4 protein-coding genes and 8 rRNA genes are annotated in these 25,029 nt (G+C 55.7%); 2 read left to right on the plus strand and 10 right to left on the minus strand.

The window, feature by feature from the left end; translation table 11 throughout:
- Window positions 1-73 precede the first annotated feature (73 nt).
- Both AC1L6K_RS20360 and AC1L6K_RS20365 read right to left on the minus strand, forming a co-directional pair.
- Window positions 74-3,246: ribosomal RNA gene (locus AC1L6K_RS20360) — 23S ribosomal RNA — on the minus strand.
- Between the two features lie 555 nt (window positions 3,247-3,801).
- Window positions 3,802-5,339, minus strand: a 16S ribosomal RNA gene (locus AC1L6K_RS20365).
- Between the two features lie 868 nt (window positions 5,340-6,207).
- Here AC1L6K_RS20365 and AC1L6K_RS20370 point away from each other — a divergent pair.
- Entirely contained in the window at window positions 6,208-6,423 is a 216-nt protein-coding gene (locus AC1L6K_RS20370) for a hypothetical protein (protein ID WP_480950635.1), read from the plus strand.
- 167 nt (window positions 6,424-6,590) lie between these two features.
- Here AC1L6K_RS20370 and rrf (AC1L6K_RS20375) read toward each other — a convergent pair.
- From rrf (AC1L6K_RS20375) to AC1L6K_RS20385, 3 genes are all read right to left on the minus strand, one after another.
- Window positions 6,591-6,707: ribosomal RNA gene (gene rrf, locus AC1L6K_RS20375) — 5S ribosomal RNA — on the minus strand.
- Window positions 6,708-6,939: 232 nt separating this feature from the next.
- Window positions 6,940-10,112: ribosomal RNA gene (locus AC1L6K_RS20380) — 23S ribosomal RNA — on the minus strand.
- Window positions 10,113-10,667: 555 nt separating this feature from the next.
- A 16S ribosomal RNA gene (locus AC1L6K_RS20385) occupies window positions 10,668-12,205 on the minus strand.
- An 868-nt stretch (window positions 12,206-13,073) separates the two neighbouring features.
- On the opposite strand from AC1L6K_RS20385, the gene AC1L6K_RS20390 reads away from it, so the two are divergent.
- Window positions 13,074-13,289, plus strand: a complete 216-nt coding sequence (locus AC1L6K_RS20390; RefSeq protein WP_480950635.1) for a hypothetical protein — start codon at window positions 13,074-13,076, stop codon at window positions 13,287-13,289.
- Between the two features lie 167 nt (window positions 13,290-13,456).
- On the opposite strand, the gene rrf (AC1L6K_RS20395) is transcribed toward AC1L6K_RS20390, so the two are convergent.
- From rrf (AC1L6K_RS20395) to treS, 5 genes are all read right to left on the minus strand, one after another.
- Window positions 13,457-13,573: ribosomal RNA gene (gene rrf, locus AC1L6K_RS20395) — 5S ribosomal RNA — on the minus strand.
- A gap of 232 nt (window positions 13,574-13,805) precedes the next feature.
- A 23S ribosomal RNA gene (locus tag AC1L6K_RS20400) occupies window positions 13,806-16,978 on the minus strand.
- A 555-nt stretch (window positions 16,979-17,533) separates the two neighbouring features.
- Window positions 17,534-19,071: ribosomal RNA gene (locus AC1L6K_RS20405) — 16S ribosomal RNA — on the minus strand.
- Together the 16S, 23S and 5S rRNA genes form the textbook arrangement of a ribosomal RNA operon.
- Window positions 19,072-19,531: 460 nt before the next feature.
- Window positions 19,532-23,239, minus strand: coding sequence for a 1,4-alpha-glucan branching protein GlgB (glgB, locus tag AC1L6K_RS20410; protein WP_480950636.1), 3,708 nt, complete (start codon window positions 23,237-23,239; stop codon window positions 19,532-19,534).
- Window positions 23,239-25,026, minus strand: coding sequence for a maltose alpha-D-glucosyltransferase (treS, locus tag AC1L6K_RS20415; RefSeq protein ID WP_480950637.1), 1,788 nt, complete (start codon window positions 25,024-25,026; stop codon window positions 23,239-23,241). Before treS ends, glgB begins: the two co-directional genes overlap by 1 nt.
- Window positions 25,027-25,029 lie beyond the last annotated feature (3 nt).

Consider the following 25,029-nt stretch of genomic DNA (forward strand, 5'->3'; position numbering starts at 1 on the left):
GTGCAACATACCGGGTGGGTTTGTTGGTTGGGAACCACATAGTGAACGCGAGCATTAATTTTATAAAGTGTGTGTGGTGTAAGTTATCGGCCTATTAGTACCGGTCAGCTTCACGAGTCTTTAGTCCTCGCTTCCACGTCCGGCCTATCAACCCAGTGGTCTAGCTGGGGGCCTCTCACACATAACTGTGTATGGAAATCTCATCTTGAAGCGGGCTTCCCGCTTAGATGCTTTCAGCGGTTATCCCATCCGAACGTAGCTAATCAGCGATGCACTTGGCAGTACAACTGACACACCAGAGGTTCGTCCGTCCCGGTCCTCTCGTACTAAGGACAGCCCTTCTCAAATTTCCTGCGCGCGCAGCGGATAGGGACCGAACTGTCTCACGACGTTCTAAACCCAGCTCGCGTACCGCTTTAATGGGCGAACAGCCCAACCCTTGGGACCTACTCCAGCCCCAGGATGCGACGAGCCGACATCGAGGTGCCAAACCATGCCGTCGATATGGACTCTTGGGCAAGATCAGCCTGTTATCCCCGAGGTACCTTTTATCCGTTGAGCGACGGCCATTCCACAATGTGCCGCCGGATCACTAGTCCCGACTTTCGTCCCTGCTCGAGGTGTCCCTCTCACAGTCAAGCTCCCTTGTGCACTTACACTCGAAACCTGATTGCCAACCAGGCTGAGGGAACCTTTGGGCGCCTCCGTTACTTTTTAGGAGGCAACCGCCCCAGTTAAACTACCCATCAGGCACTGTCCCTGACCCGGATTACGGGCCGAAGTTAGATGTCCAAAGTGACCAGAGTGGTATTTCAACGATGACTCCACCGCAACTAGCGTTGCAGTTTCACAGTCTCCCACCTATCCTACACAAGCCACTCCGAACACCAATACCAAACTATAGTAAAGGTCTCGGGGTCTTTCCGTCCTGCTGCGCGTAACGAGCATCTTTACTCGTACTGCAATTTCGCCGAGTTTATGGTTGAGACAGCGGGGAAGTCGTTACTCCATTCGTGCAGGTCGGAACTTACCCGACAAGGAATTTCGCTACCTTAGGATGGTTATAGTTACCACCGCCGTTTACTGGGGCTTAAATTCTCAGCTTCGCCAACAAGTTGGCTAACCGGTCCTCTTAACCTTCCAGCACCGGGCAGGAGTCAGTCCGTATACATCGTCTTGCGACTTCGCACGGACCTGTGTTTTTAGTAAACAGTCGCTTCCCCCTGGTCTCTGCGGCCCACACCCGCTCATGAAGAGTAAATCTTCTTCACGGGGCAGGCCCCCCTTCTCCCGAAGTTACGGGGGCATTTTGCCGAGTTCCTTAACCATAATTCTCTCGATCGCCTTAGTATTCTCTACCTGATCACCTGTGTCGGTTTGGGGTACGGGCAGTTAGAACCTCACGTCGATGCTTTTCTAGGCAGCATAGGATCACCAAATTCCCCCGTACGGGGGTCCCATCAGATCTCAGAATCGTCATCAAAGACAACACAACGGATTTGCCTATCGTGTTTCCTACGTCCTTAGACCGGGACTACCATCGCCCGGCTTGGCTACCTTCCTGCGTCACACCTGTTAATACGCTTACCTCCCCGGTTCAGGTCCCACGCTCCCCACACACCCTGACCCCGAAGGGTACGCAGTGGTGGTTTGGGTGGTTAGTATCACCGGTTCAATATTGGCGGTTCTTCACCGGTACGGGAATATCAACCCGTTGTCCATCGACTACGCCTGTCGGCCTCGCCTTAGGTCCCGACTTACCCAGGGCAGATTAGCTTGACCCTGGAACCCTTGATCATTCGGCGGACGGGTTTCTCACCCGTCTTTCGCTACTCATGCCTGCATTCTCACTCGTGTAGGCTCCACCGCTAGTTCACACTGCGACTTCAATGCCCACACGACGCTCCCCTACCACTCCAAACCCCTGAACCAAGAAACAAGTCCTTGGTTTGGGTAGTGTTTGAAATCCACAACTTCGGCGGTGTACTTGAGCCCCGCTACATTGTCGGCGCGGGATCACTTGACCAGTGAGCTATTACGCACTCTTTTAAGGATGGCTGCTTCTAAGCCAACCTCCTGGTTGTCTAAGCAATCCCACATCCTTTCCCACTTAGCACACGCTTAGGGGCCTTAGTTGGTGGTCTGGGCTGTTTCCCTCTCGACTATGAAGCTTATCCCCCACAGTCTCACTGCTACGCTCTGACTTACCGGCATTCGGAGTTTGGCTGACGTCAGTAACCTTGTAGGGCCCATTAGCCATCCAGTAGCTCTACCTCCAGTAAGAAACACGCAACGCTGCACCTAAATGCATTTCGGGGAGAACCAGCTATCACGAAGTTTGATTGGCCTTTCACCCCTACCCACAGCTCATCCCCTCCATTTTCAACTGAAGTGGGTTCGGTCCTCCACGCGCTCTTACACACGCTTCAACCTGGCCATGGGTAGATCACTTCGCTTCGGGTCTAGATCACGCCACTAAACTCGCCCTATTCAGACTCGCTTTCGCTACGGCTTCCCCACACGGGTTAACCTCGCGACGTAACACTAACTCGCAGGCTCATTCTTCAAAAGGCACGCCATCACCACAACAACCACCCCACGAAGGGGCGCGGTGGCTCTGACGGATTGTAAGCACACGGTTTCAGGTACTATTTCACTCCCCTCCCGGGGTACTTTTCACCTTTCCCTCACGGTACTTGTCCGCTATCGGTCATTAGGTAGTATTTAGGCTTATCAGGTGGTCCTGACAGATTCACACGGGATTTCTCGGGCCCCGTGCTACTTGGGATACTCACCAGGGAGTGCACTGCATTTCAGTTACGGGACTCTCACCCTCTACGGTCGGCCATTCAAAACCGTTCACCTATACATGCACCATTCCCCTCACTGGTCCGGCAGAACCAATACGGTAAATCCCACAACCCCGCACCATGCAACGCCCGCCGGCTATCACACATGACACGGTTTAGCCTGTTCCGCGTTCGCTCGCCACTACTAACGGAATCACTGTTGTTTTCTCTTCCTGTGGGTACTGAGATGTTTCACTTCCCCACGTTCCCTCCACACACCCTATATATTCAGATGCGGGTCACCACCTCACCTTACGGCGGGTAGCGGGGTTCCCCCATTCGGACACCCTCGGATCAAAGTTTGGTTATCAACTCCCCGAGGCTTATCGCAGATTCCTACGTCCTTCTTCGGCTCCTAATGCCAAGGCATCCACCGTGCGCCCTTAAAAACTTGACCACACACATGCAGTCAACAACGCTATAAAACATTATCGAGAGAACCATGAAAACCAACACCACCAACACCCACCAAAAAGCAGGAATCAACAGCATCAGATCCAGGTTCAATTATCTCAAAGAAATTGCTTCTTTATAAAGATGCTCGCGTTCACTATGTAGTTCTCAAACAACAACCCCACCACACACCTACACCCAGACACGTTCAACACACAAACAAATTGTGTCTCACACCGTGACCGGTTCGGTTATGTGCGGGAAACCAGGCACAACACCACCACCAAACAAATGGTGGTCGTTGTTGCTCCAGGACCCAACAGTGTGCCAAACGCATAACAACCCACACACCCAACAACCCGTACGGCTCGTTCCCCACACCCACAAAGTCGGTGTTGTACTAAAACCAGGTCGCCAGATGCCGATCATCGGCTGTTTTATTGATATTCCACCCTTGAGCAACCCACCCAGGAACATGCGTCCTGGCAATGGGTCTTTACTCCTCACACCACCAACAAACAACTATGCAGTCACCGTTGTGGTGTTTGGTGCTCCTTAGAAAGGAGGTGATCCAGCCGCACCTTCCGGTACGGCTACCTTGTTACGACTTAGTCCCAATCGCCAGTCCCACCTTCGACAGCTCCCTCCCCACAAGGGGGTTAGGCCACCGGCTTCGGGTGTTACCAACTTTCGTGACTTGACGGGCGGTGTGTACAAGGCCCGGGAACGTATTCACCGCAGCGTTGCTGATCTGCGATTACTAGCGACTCCGACTTCATGGGGTCGAGTTGCAGACCCCAATCCGAACTGAGACCGGCTTTTTGGGATTAGCTCCACCTCACAGTATCGCAACCCATTGTACCGGCCATTGTAGCATGCGTGAAGCCCAAGACATAAGGGGCATGATGATTTGACGTCGTCCTCACCTTCCTCCGAGTTGACCCCGGCAGTCTCCTATGAGTCCCCACCATCACGTGCTGGCAACATAGAACGAGGGTTGCGCTCGTTGCGGGACTTAACCCAACATCTCACGACACGAGCTGACGACAACCATGCACCACCTGTAAACCGACCGCAAGCGGGGCACCTGTTTCCAGGTGTTTCCAGTTCATGTCAAGCCTTGGTAAGGTTCTTCGCGTTGCATCGAATTAATCCGCATGCTCCGCCGCTTGTGCGGGCCCCCGTCAATTCCTTTGAGTTTTAGCCTTGCGGCCGTACTCCCCAGGCGGGGCACTTAATGCGTTAGCTACGGCGCGGAAAACGTGGAATGTCCCCCACACCTAGTGCCCAACGTTTACGGCATGGACTACCAGGGTATCTAATCCTGTTCGCTCCCCATGCTTTCGCTCCTCAGCGTCAGTTAATGCCCAGAGACCTGCCTTCGCCATCGGTGTTCCTCCTGATATCTGCGCATTTCACCGCTACACCAGGAATTCCAGTCTCCCCTACATCACTCTAGTCTGCCCGTACCCACCGCAGATCCGGGGTTGAGCCCCGGACTTTCACGGCAGACGCGACAAACCGCCTACGAGCTCTTTACGCCCAATAATTCCGGATAACGCTTGCGCCCTACGTATTACCGCGGCTGCTGGCACGTAGTTAGCCGGCGCTTCTTCTGCAAGTACCCTCAACCAGACAACGTCTGGCCTTGTTCCCTACTGAAAGAGGTTTACAACCCGAAGGCCGTCATCCCTCACGCGGCGTCGCTGCATCAGGCTTTCGCCCATTGTGCAATATTCCCCACTGCTGCCTCCCGTAGGAGTCTGGGCCGTGTCTCAGTCCCAGTGTGGCCGGTCACCCTCTCAGGCCGGCTACCCGTCGTCGCCTTGGTGAGCCATTACCTCACCAACAAGCTGATAGGCCGCGAGTCCATCCAAAACCAATAAATCTTTCAACCAAACACCATGCGATGTAAAGTCAATATCCAGTATTAGACCCCGTTTCCAAGGCTTATCCCAGAGTTAAGGGCAGGTTACTCACGTGTTACTCACCCGTTCGCCACTAATCCCCGACGCAAGCGCCAGTTCATCGTTCGACTTGCATGTGTTAAGCACGCCGCCAGCGTTCATCCTGAGCCAGGATCAAACTCTCCGTTAATAACTAAACAGACACACACAATCACACCGGAAAAAGGTAAATGAAAGCATGCACTAAATTCGAAACCAGCTAAACGATCATGCATCACCACAGGGGCGGCAACACACAACCAAATAACCAATTCAATATAAATAAATTGGTATCAATAAAACTTGGCACACTATTGAGTTCTCAAACAACAACCACACCCAGCCAACACACCCAAACAAACCTTCTTGTCCACGATGATCAGTGCCGAGGCAACTTTTCAAGCTTACCCACAAAGCCCCAACAATGCAAATCCCTCAACCAGCGAACCACACCATCAAAACACGCCAAAACAACCGGCAAAACCGGCCACAAAAACTCAGGATTTCCGTCCCCCCACCACGTGGGGCAACTCGAAAAACAATACACACCTTTCCACGAACACGCAAATCCACGGCACCCACACCCCCACCACCGGCCACACCACGGGCCAACCCACCCAGCTGCAGGCCGCAAGCCGGCCGTGTGTCCGCCATCGCTTGCTGCTATCCGACCGGCATCTGCCACGTCGACCGCTCGGCGCCTGCTCCAGTATCAGAGTCCCAGCCAGCATCCCCTGCACACCTCCATCGTCCCGCTCGTCCCGCTCGTCCCGCCGGCACGGTAAGAGTCAGTGTCTGGCAGGAGCTGCGCGTGCCAGGCACTGGCGTATACGTTGCGCACGCACCGCTTTCCCACCTGACTGCCCGTGGCTTGTTGAGTGCCGGTGGCTCCCACCCCCGGAGGCACTGGCCCCCAACGGCAATATCAGTGGCCCTCAAGGCAAGGCAATAAACGGTGGTCCCAAAGCGTCGAATACTCAGCGAGGGATTTTGGGTTGCGTGTTCCGGAGGAGCTTTCTGTGATTGGGATTGATGGTCATGAGCTGGGGCAGGTTTTCGGGCTGACGACCTTTGATCAGAATCCGCGGGGTCAGCGTGCCCTGGCGGCCCGGCGGATCTTGGCGCGGTTGGAGCAGTCTTCCCGGGATGGTGCCGGCGTGTATGTTCCTGTCGCGGAGGAATTCCCGACCCGGCTTGTGGTCCGCAGCAGTACGGCCATTCCGGTCCCGGAGTAAGCCGGTTTAAACAATGATGGCCGCCCGTGTGGGCGGCCGTGGTGTGCTGGTGCCGGCTCTGTGTGTGGTGCCGGCTGTGTGTGGTGCGGTCTGTTGGTTTGTTGGGTTGTTAAATGCAGGGAGGCCCCGCACCTGGTGGTGTGGGGCCTCGACCTGTTTTATGTGTTGTCCGGCGGTGTCCTACTCTCCCACATCCTCACGAATGCAGTACCATCGGCGCTGTGGGTCTTAGCTTCCGGGTTCGGAATGGGACCGGGCGTTTCCCCCACGCTATGACCACCGTAACTCGTTCCCCAGACCAGTCAGCGTGTTGCTGGTGGTTGGGTGGCTTGTTGGGTGTTCTTGTTTGGAACAACAGTATTTTATTATACAAGACATTTTCTACCAGGTGTTACCATTTGTGGTGGTAAAGATGGTGGTGGTGTCTTGCTTTTTTTGTTTCCGTGCAACATACCGGGTGGGTTTGTTGGTTGGGAACCACATAGTGAACGCGAGCATTAATTTTATAAAGTGTGTGTGGTGTAAGTTATCGGCCTATTAGTACCGGTCAGCTTCACGAGTCTTTAGTCCTCGCTTCCACGTCCGGCCTATCAACCCAGTGGTCTAGCTGGGGGCCTCTCACACATAACTGTGTATGGAAATCTCATCTTGAAGCGGGCTTCCCGCTTAGATGCTTTCAGCGGTTATCCCATCCGAACGTAGCTAATCAGCGATGCACTTGGCAGTACAACTGACACACCAGAGGTTCGTCCGTCCCGGTCCTCTCGTACTAAGGACAGCCCTTCTCAAATTTCCTGCGCGCGCAGCGGATAGGGACCGAACTGTCTCACGACGTTCTAAACCCAGCTCGCGTACCGCTTTAATGGGCGAACAGCCCAACCCTTGGGACCTACTCCAGCCCCAGGATGCGACGAGCCGACATCGAGGTGCCAAACCATGCCGTCGATATGGACTCTTGGGCAAGATCAGCCTGTTATCCCCGAGGTACCTTTTATCCGTTGAGCGACGGCCATTCCACAATGTGCCGCCGGATCACTAGTCCCGACTTTCGTCCCTGCTCGAGGTGTCCCTCTCACAGTCAAGCTCCCTTGTGCACTTACACTCGAAACCTGATTGCCAACCAGGCTGAGGGAACCTTTGGGCGCCTCCGTTACTTTTTAGGAGGCAACCGCCCCAGTTAAACTACCCATCAGGCACTGTCCCTGACCCGGATTACGGGCCGAAGTTAGATGTCCAAAGTGACCAGAGTGGTATTTCAACGATGACTCCACCGCAACTAGCGTTGCAGTTTCACAGTCTCCCACCTATCCTACACAAGCCACTCCGAACACCAATACCAAACTATAGTAAAGGTCTCGGGGTCTTTCCGTCCTGCTGCGCGTAACGAGCATCTTTACTCGTACTGCAATTTCGCCGAGTTTATGGTTGAGACAGCGGGGAAGTCGTTACTCCATTCGTGCAGGTCGGAACTTACCCGACAAGGAATTTCGCTACCTTAGGATGGTTATAGTTACCACCGCCGTTTACTGGGGCTTAAATTCTCAGCTTCGCCAACAAGTTGGCTAACCGGTCCTCTTAACCTTCCAGCACCGGGCAGGAGTCAGTCCGTATACATCGTCTTGCGACTTCGCACGGACCTGTGTTTTTAGTAAACAGTCGCTTCCCCCTGGTCTCTGCGGCCCACACCCGCTCATGAAGAGTAAATCTTCTTCACGGGGCAGGCCCCCCTTCTCCCGAAGTTACGGGGGCATTTTGCCGAGTTCCTTAACCATAATTCTCTCGATCGCCTTAGTATTCTCTACCTGATCACCTGTGTCGGTTTGGGGTACGGGCAGTTAGAACCTCACGTCGATGCTTTTCTAGGCAGCATAGGATCACCAAATTCCCCCGTACGGGGGTCCCATCAGATCTCAGAATCGTCATCAAAGACAACACAACGGATTTGCCTATCGTGTTTCCTACGTCCTTAGACCGGGACTACCATCGCCCGGCTTGGCTACCTTCCTGCGTCACACCTGTTAATACGCTTACCTCCCCGGTTCAGGTCCCACGCTCCCCACACACCCTGACCCCGAAGGGTACGCAGTGGTGGTTTGGGTGGTTAGTATCACCGGTTCAATATTGGCGGTTCTTCACCGGTACGGGAATATCAACCCGTTGTCCATCGACTACGCCTGTCGGCCTCGCCTTAGGTCCCGACTTACCCAGGGCAGATTAGCTTGACCCTGGAACCCTTGATCATTCGGCGGACGGGTTTCTCACCCGTCTTTCGCTACTCATGCCTGCATTCTCACTCGTGTAGGCTCCACCGCTAGTTCACACTGCGACTTCAATGCCCACACGACGCTCCCCTACCACTCCAAACCCCTGAACCAAGAAACAAGTCCTTGGTTTGGGTAGTGTTTGAAATCCACAACTTCGGCGGTGTACTTGAGCCCCGCTACATTGTCGGCGCGGGATCACTTGACCAGTGAGCTATTACGCACTCTTTTAAGGATGGCTGCTTCTAAGCCAACCTCCTGGTTGTCTAAGCAATCCCACATCCTTTCCCACTTAGCACACGCTTAGGGGCCTTAGTTGGTGGTCTGGGCTGTTTCCCTCTCGACTATGAAGCTTATCCCCCACAGTCTCACTGCTACGCTCTGACTTACCGGCATTCGGAGTTTGGCTGACGTCAGTAACCTTGTAGGGCCCATTAGCCATCCAGTAGCTCTACCTCCAGTAAGAAACACGCAACGCTGCACCTAAATGCATTTCGGGGAGAACCAGCTATCACGAAGTTTGATTGGCCTTTCACCCCTACCCACAGCTCATCCCCTCCATTTTCAACTGAAGTGGGTTCGGTCCTCCACGCGCTCTTACACACGCTTCAACCTGGCCATGGGTAGATCACTTCGCTTCGGGTCTAGATCACGCCACTAAACTCGCCCTATTCAGACTCGCTTTCGCTACGGCTTCCCCACACGGGTTAACCTCGCGACGTAACACTAACTCGCAGGCTCATTCTTCAAAAGGCACGCCATCACCACAACAACCACCCCACGAAGGGGCGCGGTGGCTCTGACGGATTGTAAGCACACGGTTTCAGGTACTATTTCACTCCCCTCCCGGGGTACTTTTCACCTTTCCCTCACGGTACTTGTCCGCTATCGGTCATTAGGTAGTATTTAGGCTTATCAGGTGGTCCTGACAGATTCACACGGGATTTCTCGGGCCCCGTGCTACTTGGGATACTCACCAGGGAGTGCACTGCATTTCAGTTACGGGACTCTCACCCTCTACGGTCGGCCATTCAAAACCGTTCACCTATACATGCACCATTCCCCTCACTGGTCCGGCAGAACCAATACGGTAAATCCCACAACCCCGCACCATGCAACGCCCGCCGGCTATCACACATGACACGGTTTAGCCTGTTCCGCGTTCGCTCGCCACTACTAACGGAATCACTGTTGTTTTCTCTTCCTGTGGGTACTGAGATGTTTCACTTCCCCACGTTCCCTCCACACACCCTATATATTCAGATGCGGGTCACCACCTCACCTTACGGCGGGTAGCGGGGTTCCCCCATTCGGACACCCTCGGATCAAAGTTTGGTTATCAACTCCCCGAGGCTTATCGCAGATTCCTACGTCCTTCTTCGGCTCCTAATGCCAAGGCATCCACCGTGCGCCCTTAAAAACTTGACCACACACATGCAGTCAACAACGCTATAAAACATTATCGAGAGAACCATGAAAACCAACACCACCAACACCCACCAAAAAGCAGGAATCAACAGCATCAGATCCAGGTTCAATTATCTCAAAGAAATTGCTTCTTTATAAAGATGCTCGCGTTCACTATGTAGTTCTCAAACAACAACCCCACCACACACCTACACCCAGACACGTTCAACACACAAACAAATTGTGTCTCACACCGTGACCGGTTCGGTTATGTGCGGGAAACCAGGCACAACACCACCACCAAACAAATGGTGGTCGTTGTTGCTCCAGGACCCAACAGTGTGCCAAACGCATAACAACCCACACACCCAACAACCCGTACGGCTCGTTCCCCACACCCACAAAGTCGGTGTTGTACTAAAACCAGGTCGCCAGATGCCGATCATCGGCTGTTTTATTGATATTCCACCCTTGAGCAACCCACCCAGGAACATGCGTCCTGGCAATGGGTCTTTACTCCTCACACCACCAACAAACAACTATGCAGTCACCGTTGTGGTGTTTGGTGCTCCTTAGAAAGGAGGTGATCCAGCCGCACCTTCCGGTACGGCTACCTTGTTACGACTTAGTCCCAATCGCCAGTCCCACCTTCGACAGCTCCCTCCCCACAAGGGGGTTAGGCCACCGGCTTCGGGTGTTACCAACTTTCGTGACTTGACGGGCGGTGTGTACAAGGCCCGGGAACGTATTCACCGCAGCGTTGCTGATCTGCGATTACTAGCGACTCCGACTTCATGGGGTCGAGTTGCAGACCCCAATCCGAACTGAGACCGGCTTTTTGGGATTAGCTCCACCTCACAGTATCGCAACCCATTGTACCGGCCATTGTAGCATGCGTGAAGCCCAAGACATAAGGGGCATGATGATTTGACGTCGTCCTCACCTTCCTCCGAGTTGACCCCGGCAGTCTCCTATGAGTCCCCACCATCACGTGCTGGCAACATAGAACGAGGGTTGCGCTCGTTGCGGGACTTAACCCAACATCTCACGACACGAGCTGACGACAACCATGCACCACCTGTAAACCGACCGCAAGCGGGGCACCTGTTTCCAGGTGTTTCCAGTTCATGTCAAGCCTTGGTAAGGTTCTTCGCGTTGCATCGAATTAATCCGCATGCTCCGCCGCTTGTGCGGGCCCCCGTCAATTCCTTTGAGTTTTAGCCTTGCGGCCGTACTCCCCAGGCGGGGCACTTAATGCGTTAGCTACGGCGCGGAAAACGTGGAATGTCCCCCACACCTAGTGCCCAACGTTTACGGCATGGACTACCAGGGTATCTAATCCTGTTCGCTCCCCATGCTTTCGCTCCTCAGCGTCAGTTAATGCCCAGAGACCTGCCTTCGCCATCGGTGTTCCTCCTGATATCTGCGCATTTCACCGCTACACCAGGAATTCCAGTCTCCCCTACATCACTCTAGTCTGCCCGTACCCACCGCAGATCCGGGGTTGAGCCCCGGACTTTCACGGCAGACGCGACAAACCGCCTACGAGCTCTTTACGCCCAATAATTCCGGATAACGCTTGCGCCCTACGTATTACCGCGGCTGCTGGCACGTAGTTAGCCGGCGCTTCTTCTGCAAGTACCCTCAACCAGACAACGTCTGGCCTTGTTCCCTACTGAAAGAGGTTTACAACCCGAAGGCCGTCATCCCTCACGCGGCGTCGCTGCATCAGGCTTTCGCCCATTGTGCAATATTCCCCACTGCTGCCTCCCGTAGGAGTCTGGGCCGTGTCTCAGTCCCAGTGTGGCCGGTCACCCTCTCAGGCCGGCTACCCGTCGTCGCCTTGGTGAGCCATTACCTCACCAACAAGCTGATAGGCCGCGAGTCCATCCAAAACCAATAAATCTTTCAACCAAACACCATGCGATGTAAAGTCAATATCCAGTATTAGACCCCGTTTCCAAGGCTTATCCCAGAGTTAAGGGCAGGTTACTCACGTGTTACTCACCCGTTCGCCACTAATCCCCGACGCAAGCGCCAGTTCATCGTTCGACTTGCATGTGTTAAGCACGCCGCCAGCGTTCATCCTGAGCCAGGATCAAACTCTCCGTTAATAACTAAACAGACACACACAATCACACCGGAAAAAGGTAAATGAAAGCATGCACTAAATTCGAAACCAGCTAAACGATCATGCATCACCACAGGGGCGGCAACACACAACCAAATAACCAATTCAATATAAATAAATTGGTATCAATAAAACTTGGCACACTATTGAGTTCTCAAACAACAACCACACCCAGCCAACACACCCAAACAAACCTTCTTGTCCACGATGATCAGTGCCGAGGCAACTTTTCAAGCTTACCCACAAAGCCCCAACAATGCAAATCCCTCAACCAGCGAACCACACCATCAAAACACGCCAAAACAACCGGCAAAACCGGCCACAAAAACTCAGGATTTCCGTCCCCCCACCACGTGGGGCAACTCGAAAAACAATACACACCTTTCCACGAACACGCAAATCCACGGCACCCACACCCCCACCACCGGCCACACCACGGGCCAACCCACCCAGCTGCAGGCCGCAAGCCGGCCGTGTGTCCGCCATCGCTTGCTGCTATCCGACCGGCATCTGCCACGTCGACCGCTCGGCGCCTGCTCCAGTATCAGAGTCCCAGCCAGCATCCCCTGCACACCTCCATCGTCCCGCTCGTCCCGCTCGTCCCGCCGGCACGGTAAGAGTCAGTGTCTGGCAGGAGCTGCGCGTGCCAGGCACTGGCGTATACGTTGCGCACGCACCGCTTTCCCACCTGACTGCCCGTGGCTTGTTGAGTGCCGGTGGCTCCCACCCCCGGAGGCACTGGCCCCCAACGGCAATATCAGTGGCCCTCAAGGCAAGGCAATAAACGGTGGTCCCAAAGCGTCGAATACTCAGCGAGGGATTTTGGGTTGCGTGTTCCGGAGGAGCTTTCTGTGATTGGGATTGATGGTCATGAGCTGGGGCAGGTTTTCGGGCTGACGACCTTTGATCAGAATCCGCGGGGTCAGCGTGCCCTGGCGGCCCGGCGGATCTTGGCGCGGTTGGAGCAGTCTTCCCGGGATGGTGCCGGCGTGTATGTTCCTGTCGCGGAGGAATTCCCGACCCGGCTTGTGGTCCGCAGCAGTACGGCCATTCCGGTCCCGGAGTAAGCCGGTTTAAACAATGATGGCCGCCCGTGTGGGCGGCCGTGGTGTGCTGGTGCCGGCTCTGTGTGTGGTGCCGGCTGTGTGTGGTGCGGTCTGTTGGTTTGTTGGGTTGTTAAATGCAGGGAGGCCCCGCACCTGGTGGTGTGGGGCCTCGACCTGTTTTATGTGTTGTCCGGCGGTGTCCTACTCTCCCACATCCTCACGAATGCAGTACCATCGGCGCTGTGGGTCTTAGCTTCCGGGTTCGGAATGGGACCGGGCGTTTCCCCCACGCTATGACCACCGTAACTCGTTCCCCAGACCAGTCAGCGTGTTGCTGGTGGTTGGGTGGCTTGTTGGGTGTTCTTGTTTGGAACAACAGTATTTTATTATACAAGACATTTTCTACCAGGTGTTACCATTTGTGGTGGTAAAGATGGTGGTGGTGTCTTGCTTTTTTTGTTTCCGTGCAACATACCGGGTGGGTTTGTTGGTTGGGAACCACATAGTGAACGCGAGCATTAATTTTATAAAGTGTGTGTGGTGTAAGTTATCGGCCTATTAGTACCGGTCAGCTTCACGAGTCTTTAGTCCTCGCTTCCACGTCCGGCCTATCAACCCAGTGGTCTAGCTGGGGGCCTCTCACACATAACTGTGTATGGAAATCTCATCTTGAAGCGGGCTTCCCGCTTAGATGCTTTCAGCGGTTATCCCATCCGAACGTAGCTAATCAGCGATGCACTTGGCAGTACAACTGACACACCAGAGGTTCGTCCGTCCCGGTCCTCTCGTACTAAGGACAGCCCTTCTCAAATTTCCTGCGCGCGCAGCGGATAGGGACCGAACTGTCTCACGACGTTCTAAACCCAGCTCGCGTACCGCTTTAATGGGCGAACAGCCCAACCCTTGGGACCTACTCCAGCCCCAGGATGCGACGAGCCGACATCGAGGTGCCAAACCATGCCGTCGATATGGACTCTTGGGCAAGATCAGCCTGTTATCCCCGAGGTACCTTTTATCCGTTGAGCGACGGCCATTCCACAATGTGCCGCCGGATCACTAGTCCCGACTTTCGTCCCTGCTCGAGGTGTCCCTCTCACAGTCAAGCTCCCTTGTGCACTTACACTCGAAACCTGATTGCCAACCAGGCTGAGGGAACCTTTGGGCGCCTCCGTTACTTTTTAGGAGGCAACCGCCCCAGTTAAACTACCCATCAGGCACTGTCCCTGACCCGGATTACGGGCCGAAGTTAGATGTCCAAAGTGACCAGAGTGGTATTTCAACGATGACTCCACCGCAACTAGCGTTGCAGTTTCACAGTCTCCCACCTATCCTACACAAGCCACTCCGAACACCAATACCAAACTATAGTAAAGGTCTCGGGGTCTTTCCGTCCTGCTGCGCGTAACGAGCATCTTTACTCGTACTGCAATTTCGCCGAGTTTATGGTTGAGACAGCGGGGAAGTCGTTACTCCATTCGTGCAGGTCGGAACTTACCCGACAAGGAATTTCGCTACCTTAGGATGGTTATAGTTACCACCGCCGTTTACTGGGGCTTAAATTCTCAGCTTCGCCAACAAGTTGGCTAACCGGTCCTCTTAACCTTCCAGCACCGGGCAGGAGTCAGTCCGTATACATCGTCTTGCGACTTCGCACGGACCTGTGTTTTTAGTAAACAGTCGCTTCCCCCTGGTCTCTGCGGCCCACACCCGCTCATGAAGAGTAAATCTTCTTCACGGGGCAGGCCCCCCTTCTCCCGAAGTTACGGGGGCATTTTGCCGAGTTCCTTAACCATAATTCTCTCGATCGCCTTAGTATTCTCTACCTGATCACCTGTGTCGGTTTGGGGTACGGGCAGTTAGAACCTCACGTCGATGCTTTTCTAGGCAGCATAGGATCACCAAATTCCCCCGTACGGGGGTCCCATCAGATCTCAGAATCGTCATCAAAGACAACACAACGGATTTGCCTATCGTGTTTCCTACGTCCTTAGACCGGGACTACCATCGCCCGGCTTGGCTACCTTCCTGCGTCACACCTGTTAATACGCTTACCTCCCCGGTTCAGGTCCCACGCTCCCCACACACCCTGACCCCGAAGGGTACGCAGTGGTGGTTTGGGTGGTTAGTATCACCGGTTCAATATTGGCGGTTCTTCACCGGTACGGGAATATCAACCCGTTGTCCATCGACTACGCCTGTCGGCCTCGCCTTAGGTCCCGACTTACCCAGGGCAGATTAGCTTGACCCTGGAACCCTTGATCATTCGGCGGACGGGTTTCTCACCCGTCTTTCGCTACTCATGCCTGCATTCTCACTCGTGTAGGCTCCACCGCTAGTTCACACTGCGACTTCAATGCCCACACGACGCTCCCCTACCACTCCAAACCCCTGAACCAAGAAACAAGTCCTTGGTTTGGGTAGTGTTTGAAATCCACAACTTCGGCGGTGTACTTGAGCCCCGCTACATTGTCGGCGCGGGATCACTTGACCAGTGAGCTATTACGCACTCTTTTAAGGATGGCTGCTTCTAAGCCAACCTCCTGGTTGTCTAAGCAATCCCACATCCTTTCCCACTTAGCACACGCTTAGGGGCCTTAGTTGGTGGTCTGGGCTGTTTCCCTCTCGACTATGAAGCTTATCCCCCACAGTCTCACTGCTACGCTCTGACTTACCGGCATTCGGAGTTTGGCTGACGTCAGTAACCTTGTAGGGCCCATTAGCCATCCAGTAGCTCTACCTCCAGTAAGAAACACGCAACGCTGCACCTAAATGCATTTCGGGGAGAACCAGCTATCACGAAGTTTGATTGGCCTTTCACCCCTACCCACAGCTCATCCCCTCCATTTTCAACTGAAGTGGGTTCGGTCCTCCACGCGCTCTTACACACGCTTCAACCTGGCCATGGGTAGATCACTTCGCTTCGGGTCTAGATCACGCCACTAAACTCGCCCTATTCAGACTCGCTTTCGCTACGGCTTCCCCACACGGGTTAACCTCGCGACGTAACACTAACTCGCAGGCTCATTCTTCAAAAGGCACGCCATCACCACAACAACCACCCCACGAAGGGGCGCGGTGGCTCTGACGGATTGTAAGCACACGGTTTCAGGTACTATTTCACTCCCCTCCCGGGGTACTTTTCACCTTTCCCTCACGGTACTTGTCCGCTATCGGTCATTAGGTAGTATTTAGGCTTATCAGGTGGTCCTGACAGATTCACACGGGATTTCTCGGGCCCCGTGCTACTTGGGATACTCACCAGGGAGTGCACTGCATTTCAGTTACGGGACTCTCACCCTCTACGGTCGGCCATTCAAAACCGTTCACCTATACATGCACCATTCCCCTCACTGGTCCGGCAGAACCAATACGGTAAATCCCACAACCCCGCACCATGCAACGCCCGCCGGCTATCACACATGACACGGTTTAGCCTGTTCCGCGTTCGCTCGCCACTACTAACGGAATCACTGTTGTTTTCTCTTCCTGTGGGTACTGAGATGTTTCACTTCCCCACGTTCCCTCCACACACCCTATATATTCAGATGCGGGTCACCACCTCACCTTACGGCGGGTAGCGGGGTTCCCCCATTCGGACACCCTCGGATCAAAGTTTGGTTATCAACTCCCCGAGGCTTATCGCAGATTCCTACGTCCTTCTTCGGCTCCTAATGCCAAGGCATCCACCGTGCGCCCTTAAAAACTTGACCACACACATGCAGTCAACAACGCTATAAAACATTATCGAGAGAACCATGAAAACCAACACCACCAACACCCACCAAAAAGCAGGAATCAACAGCATCAGATCCAGGTTCAATTATCTCAAAGAAATTGCTTCTTTATAAAGATGCTCGCGTTCACTATGTAGTTCTCAAACAACAACCCCACCACACACCTACACCCAGACACGTTCAACACACAAACAAATTGTGTCTCACACCGTGACCGGTTCGGTTATGTGCGGGAAACCAGGCACAACACCACCACCAAACAAATGGTGGTCGTTGTTGCTCCAGGACCCAACAGTGTGCCAAACGCATAACAACCCACACACCCAACAACCCGTACGGCTCGTTCCCCACACCCACAAAGTCGGTGTTGTACTAAAACCAGGTCGCCAGATGCCGATCATCGGCTGTTTTATTGATATTCCACCCTTGAGCAACCCACCCAGGAACATGCGTCCTGGCAATGGGTCTTTACTCCTCACACCACCAACCAGCAACTATGCAGTCACCGTTGTGGTGTTTGGTGCTCCTTAGAAAGGAGGTGATCCAGCCGCACCTTCCGGTACGGCTACCTTGTTACGACTTAGTCCCAATCGCCAGTCCCACCTTCGACAGCTCCCTCCCCACAAGGGGGTTAGGCCACCGGCTTCGGGTGTTACCAACTTTCGTGACTTGACGGGCGGTGTGTACAAGGCCCGGGAACGTATTCACCGCAGCGTTGCTGATCTGCGATTACTAGCGACTCCGACTTCATGGGGTCGAGTTGCAGACCCCAATCCGAACTGAGACCGGCTTTTTGGGATTAGCTCCACCTCACAGTATCGCAACCCATTGTACCGGCCATTGTAGCATGCGTGAAGCCCAAGACATAAGGGGCATGATGATTTGACGTCGTCCTCACCTTCCTCCGAGTTGACCCCGGCAGTCTCCTATGAGTCCCCACCATCACGTGCTGGCAACATAGAACGAGGGTTGCGCTCGTTGCGGGACTTAACCCAACATCTCACGACACGAGCTGACGACAACCATGCACCACCTGTAAACCGACCGCAAGCGGGGCACCTGTTTCCAGGTGTTTCCAGTTCATGTCAAGCCTTGGTAAGGTTCTTCGCGTTGCATCGAATTAATCCGCATGCTCCGCCGCTTGTGCGGGCCCCCGTCAATTCCTTTGAGTTTTAGCCTTGCGGCCGTACTCCCCAGGCGGGGCACTTAATGCGTTAGCTACGGCGCGGAAAACGTGGAATGTCCCCCACACCTAGTGCCCAACGTTTACGGCATGGACTACCAGGGTATCTAATCCTGTTCGCTCCCCATGCTTTCGCTCCTCAGCGTCAGTTAATGCCCAGAGACCTGCCTTCGCCATCGGTGTTCCTCCTGATATCTGCGCATTTCACCGCTACACCAGGAATTCCAGTCTCCCCTACATCACTCTAGTCTGCCCGTACCCACCGCAGATCCGGGGTTGAGCCCCGGACTTTCACGGCAGACGCGACAAACCGCCTACGAGCTCTTTACGCCCAATAATTCCGGATAACGCTTGCGCCCTACGTATTACCGCGGCTGCTGGCACGTAGTTAGCCGGCGCTTCTTCTGCAAGTACCCTCAACCAGACAACGTCTGGCCTTGTTCCCTACTGAAAGAGGTTTACAACCCGAAGGCCGTCATCCCTCACGCGGCGTCGCTGCATCAGGCTTTCGCCCATTGTGCAATATTCCCCACTGCTGCCTCCCGTAGGAGTCTGGGCCGTGTCTCAGTCCCAGTGTGGCCGGTCACCCTCTCAGGCCGGCTACCCGTCGTCGCCTTGGTGAGCCATTACCTCACCAACAAGCTGATAGGCCGCGAGTCCATCCAAAACCAATAAATCTTTCAACCAAACACCATGCGATGTAAAGTCAATATCCAGTATTAGACCCCGTTTCCAAGGCTTATCCCAGAGTTAAGGGCAGGTTACTCACGTGTTACTCACCCGTTCGCCACTAATCCCCGACGCAAGCGCCAGTTCATCGTTCGACTTGCATGTGTTAAGCACGCCGCCAGCGTTCATCCTGAGCCAGGATCAAACTCTCCGTTAATAACTAAACAGACACACACAATCACACCGGAAAAAGGTAAATGAAAGCATGCACTAAATTCGAAACCAGCTAAACGATCATGCATCACCACAGGGGCGGCAACACACAACCAAATAACCAATTCAATATAAATAAATTGGTATCAATAAAACTTGGCACACTATTGAGTTCTCAAACAACAACCACACCCAGCCAACACACCCAAACAAACCTTCTTGTCCACGACGATCAGTGCCGAGGCAACTTATATATCTTACCCGCTTGAATTCCAGCAAGTCAAATCCTTGATTTCAACTGAAGTTCAAACTTTACATTTGAACACAACCCATTGAGCCTGTTTTCGAGGCCACTTGGTTTGGTCTAGTCCGGATCTGAACCGTTCGTTCAGCGGAGTACTAACAATAGCACCTGCCGACCGTGAACACAAAACGGCGGGCAGGTGAATTCCAGCTCCCGGTTCCTAGCGGGCCACAGGCGTCAAATACAGTGCACCAAGCGGCGGCACCCGCAGCCTCAGCGAGGCTTCCTGGCCGTCCCAGGCCAGGTCCTCTGCCTGCAGTACCCCGGTGTTTTTCACGTCAGAGCCACCGTAAATGGCAAGGTCCGTATTGAGCGTTTCCTGCCACTGGCCGGCCACCGGCAGACCGACCCTGTATCCCTCGTAAGCAACTCCGGCGAAGTTGATGATGCACACCAGGGGGTTGCGGTTCTTGTCCCAGCGGACAAAGGAGACGATGTTGTTGGCCGTGTCCCCGCCGTTGAGCCACGAAAAGCCCTCAGATACATTGTCCAGCTCATACAGGGCAGGAGTGCCTGAATAGGATTCATTCAAGTCCTTGACCAGCGACTGAATGGCACTGTGTCCCGGGTTGTCGGCCAACCACCAGTCGAGGCCGTGCTGTTCACTCCATTCGGCTTCCTGGCCGAACTCTGTGCCCATGAAGATCAGCTGCTTTCCCGGATGGGCCCACTGGAATGCCAAATAGGCCCGCAGGTTGGCCAGCTGCTGCCACCTGTCGCCTGGCATTTTGCGCAGCAGGGAGCCCTTGCCATGCACCACTTCGTCATGGCTGATCGGCAGCAGGAAACTTTCGGTAAATGCGTAGACCATGGAGAACGTGATCTGGTTGTGGTGCCAGCCCCGGTTGACGGGATCCTCAGCCATGTAGGTCAGCGAGTCATGCATCCAGCCCATGTTCCATTTGATGCCGAAGCCGAGTCCGCCTCCGCTGGTGGGCGCGGTGACGCCGGGGAACGCGGTTGATTCTTCGGCGATGGTGACAATGCCGGGGTTGCGCCGGTAGGCGGTGGCATTCATTTCCTGCAGGAAACTGATGGCCTCGAGGTTCTCCCGGCCGCCAAAACGGTTCGGGCTCCACTGGCCTTCCTCGCGCGAGTAGTCCAGGTACAGCATGGACGCCACGGCGTCCACCCGCAGCCCGTCAATGTGGAACTCCTCAAACCAGTAGAGGGCGTTTGCCACCAGGAAGTTCCTGACCTCATTGCGGCCAAAGTCAAAGATCAACGTCCCCCAGTCTGGGTGCTCGCCCAGCTGCGGGTTGGAGTGTTCGTACTGTGCGCCGCCATTGAAATTGGCCAGCGCCCATTCGTCCTTGGGGAAGTGAGCCGGCACCCAGTCCATGATGACGCCGATGCCGGCCTGGTGCAGTGAGTCAACCAGCAACCGGAACTCATCAGGGTGCCCAAAACGCGCAGTCGGCGCATAGTACGAGGTCACCTGGTAGCCCCACGAACCGCCAAAAGGATGCTCCGACACGGGCATGAGTTCAACATGGGTGAATCCAAGCCCCTGGACGTAGTCCACCAGCTCCTTGGCCAGGTCCACGTAGCTCAAACCCAGCCGCCAGGAGCCTAAATGGACTTCATAGACGCTCATCGGAGCATTGTGCGGGTCGGTCTTGGCACGTTGGGCCATCCAGTCGCCGTCCTGGAAGGAATACGTTGACTCAACTACCCGTGAGGCTGTCAGGGGCGGCACCTCGGTTCCGTATGCCATGGGGTCTGCCTTTTGCAGCCACTCTCCCTGTTCGGTGAGGATTTCAAACTTGTAGCGGTCCCCGGCGGCAACGTCAGGAATGAACAATTCCCAAATTCCGCTGTTGCCAAGGCTTCGCATGGCGTGGCCGCGCCCGTCCCAGCCATTGAACTCGCCAATGACCCGAACAGCCTGCACGGCTGGCACCCACACGGCGAAACTCACGCCTGTCACCTGGCCCAATGCGGAGTGGTAGCGCTGCACGTGTGCACCCAAGACTGTCCACAGTGTCTCGTGCCTGCCCTCGGCCATGAGGTGCATGTCCAGTTCGCCCACAGTGGGCAGGTAGCGATAGGGATCATCGGTGCGGTGCACGCCGTCGCCGTAGTTGACGTCCAGCCGGTAGTCGGGCGCGTGTCCTGGCTCCTCGACCGGAACCACCGCGACCCAGACACCACCGTGTTCATGGGTCATCGGGAACTCCCCGCTGCCTGTGACCAGCTGCACCGACGTGGCCAGGTGCCGCAGCGCCCGAACAGTGGCGAAACCGTCGCCGTCAAGGTGCGCGCCCAGCACCGAGTGGGGTGCGTAGTAGGTCCCCTCGGAAATTCGTGCCAAGACTCCTGCATTCACCGCAAGAGGGGCCATTTTATTCAGTCCCATGTCCACACCGCTTTCCCTTGATTCAAACAATTCCCGCACAGCACTTATCGGCACCCAAGCCCAGTCGGGCCGATTTTGTAATTCATAAACCACTTCGTAAAGAGCCTTGTCCAGCCACAATGCCACGAATAGGGCACTATTGCGTGCAACCGCCTCCCCCGACGCGCTTTCATAACCCTCCACAAAAGCGTCGGCACCAGTTCTTGCCCACACGCCGCCTTGCTTCGCCGTGACCGCACCGGTGGCGGCAGCCTGTGCTCCGGCATAGTCAAATGACCGCAGCATGCCGGCAATGTCCCGCAGCGCCACGTCCGGTCGGCCGCGCTCGGCCAGTGCCCGCAGCGGCTCACCCTCAAAGTCCAGGATGTACCAGCTGCCCGTCCCGGCTGAGTCCTTGCGCAGGAGCTGGCCCAGGTGCAGGTCCCCGTGGATGCGTTGCACAGGCGGCAGGACTTTTATTTCGTCCAGTTGTGTTAATACTGTCTGGAAACCATCCCCATAGGGCCCGACGGCGGCCCCCACCAGGTTCCACGCCCACTTTAGCCGCGCAGCGACCGCCCGGGTGAAGTCCGCCGTCTCGGCAGTTCCAGGGCTGCTCGCCCCCAGGGTTTCCCGCAGGCTGGAATGAACCCGGGCGAGCGCCACGCCAATGGCACGGGCGTCGTCCGAAAAGTCGTTCCGTCCACCGGCAGATTTAAGCGCGAAGGCCCATCCGTCAGCCGCCTCGGTGATGAAATCGTGTATGACAAACAGTGTTGTGTTTGCTTCCCCATATCCCACAGCGACTTGCAGCCGCGGAACGGTCAATTCCCTGTCCGGACCGGCAAGTGCGCTGCCAATCTCCACTTCCGGGTGCACTCCGGCATGGATGACCCTGAAGAATTTGGCAATGAGCGGCCGCCTCCCGAGCCGGAAAATGACTGAACTGTTGGATTGTTCGGACTCCACCAGTCGAATGCCGGTTGCCGGCACAGCACCGGTGTCGCCCAAACCGGGGTTCCGCCAGACGTGCACCCGTCCCGAAGCGCTAGGCAGCACCCGGCCGTGGCCGAGAGCTTCCACAAGCCATGCCTGCATGAAGGCCGGATCGGCCAAACCTTCATAAACACGCCCGCCCGGCCAGGGCCCGCTGGCTTCGGCGTCTCCCAGCGGGACTCCGCGCCAGCTTCCGGTGGCAGAGTGCCCGTGCCCACCGCCAACGTCAGGGTTATTTAGCACAGCTGCACCATGATGGTGGATGCTCAGGGGAACCTGCAGCGTGAGGCCGGTTCCGGCGTCGGGCGTACCAGTGGGCGCGCCAGCGGACGTGCCAAGGGGGGTACCGGGAGTGGCTAGCACCGGAAAATCCACTGTGACCAGCAGGACGAGCAGGGACACGGCCGGGTCGGGCGAGGTCAGCTCAAAACTGTCCGCGATGCCAAGCCGCGCACCAACACCGGCGTCGCCCTTGCGGGGATACCAGCGTTGCTGCGGCAACCAGTCCGCCAGCAGGTCAAGGAGTGCGGCCATCAGTATCCATGCACCGATCCGTCAATCACGGGCAGCGCCTGTGTTTGCGAGGAGAGCACATTGGAGGACCGCGAACGCACGCGCAGCCAGAAGAAATCGTAGGAGCCAAGGGTCAAGGTGAGCTTGCCGTCGTCGTCGATGCCGGGGAAGACGTCGCTGCCAAACACATCTCGCAGTCCGCGACCGGCGAGGCCGGGCACATGAATGGTGGCGGCCGACGGGTGCTGGGACAGGTTGAAAACACACAGGATCGATTCGGGCGTCTCCCCTTCCTCGTTGCCCACGGGCAGTACGCGCAGGAACGCAAGCACCGAGTCATGCGAGGTGGGCACGTTTTCGTAACGGCCCAGGCCGAAGGCGGGGTGGGCCCTGCGGACTCGCAGGATTTGCTTGTTCCAGTGCAGCAGCGAACTGGAGTGCGACGTCTGCGCCTCAACGTTGACGTGGTTGTAGTGGTACACCAGCGACTGCACCACCGGCAGGAAGAGCTTGCCCGGATCGGCGTTGGAGAACCCTGCGTTGCGGTCGGGGTTCCACTGCATGGGCGTACGTGAGGCGTCCCTGTCGTCGAGCCAAATGTTGTCCCCCATGCCTATTTCGTCGCCGTAATACAGGAACGGGCTGCCGGGCAGGGCCAGCAGCAGCGCATTGATGAGCTCAATTTCGGCCCGTGAGTTGTCCAGCAGCGGTGCCAGCCGACGTCGGATGCCAATGTTTGCCTGCATGCGCGAGTCAGGCGCGTACCAACCAAGCATCGCTTCGCGTTCCGTCGGCGTCACCATCTCAAGGGTCAGTTCGTCGTGGTTTCGCAGGAACGTCCCCCATTGGGCGCCGCGGGGAATGCTGGGGGTGTTGGCCATGGTGTCGATGATGGGGGCGGCCTTCTGGTCGCGCAGGGCGTAGTAGAGCCTGGGCATGATGGGGAAGTGGAAGGCCATGTGGCATTCGGGGTCCTCTTCGGTACCAAAGTAGTCCACCACTTCGTCGGGCATCTGGTTGGCCTCGGCGACGATGATCCGCCCGGGGAACTCGGCGTCAACCATGGCACGCAACTGCTGCAGGAACTGGTGCGTTTCGGGCAGGTTTTCACAGTTGGTGCCGTCTTCGGCGAAAAGATAGGGAATGGCATCGGCCCGGAATCCGTCAATGCCCTGTTGGAGCCAAAAACGCACCACGTCAAAAATGGCTTCCCCGACGGCCGGGTTCCTGAAGTTCAGGTCAGGCTGGTGGCTGAAGAACCTGTGCCAGAAGAATTGGCGGCGGATGGGATCAAAGGACCAGTTGGATTCTTCCGTGTCGACAAAGATGATCCTGGCGTCCTCGTACAGCTCGGTGGTGTCGCTCCACATGTAAAAATCGCCGAATGGCCCGTCCGGCTCTTCCCTCGAGGCCTTAAACCAGGCGTGTTGGTCCGAGGTGTGGTTGATGGGCAGGTCAATGATGATCCGCATGCCCCGTTCGTGGGCCTGTGTCACCAGTGACTTGAAGTCTGAAATGGTGCCGTAGGTTTCCATGACGGCCGTGAAATCGCGGACGTCGTAACCACCGTCGAGCAGTGGCGAGTCAAAAAACGGGGGCAGCCACAGGCAGTCGACGCCCAGCCACTGCAGGTAATCGAGGCGCGAGATCAGCCCGGAGAAGTCGCCCGCCCCGTCACCGTTGGCATCGGCAAAACTCTGCACGAGCACCTCGTAAAAGACGGCCTTCCGGTACCAGTGCGGGTCATGGGCCAGCCCCGGCGCGTTCAAGTTGAACTGCGGTGCACTGTTCGACGACTGGAAGGCCATGGG

It is taken from the genome of Specibacter sp. BI4, from assembly GCF_056680095.1.

Bases quoted from the DNA above. Each gene is read 5' to 3' on its own strand.
- glgB (WP_480950636.1), bottom strand. From the start codon at position 23,239: ATGGCCGCACTCCTTGACCTGCTGGCGGACTGGTTGCCGCAGCAACGC.
- treS (WP_480950637.1), bottom strand. From the start codon at position 25,026: ATGGCCTTCCAGTCGTCGAACAGTGCACCGCAGTTCAACTTGAACGCG.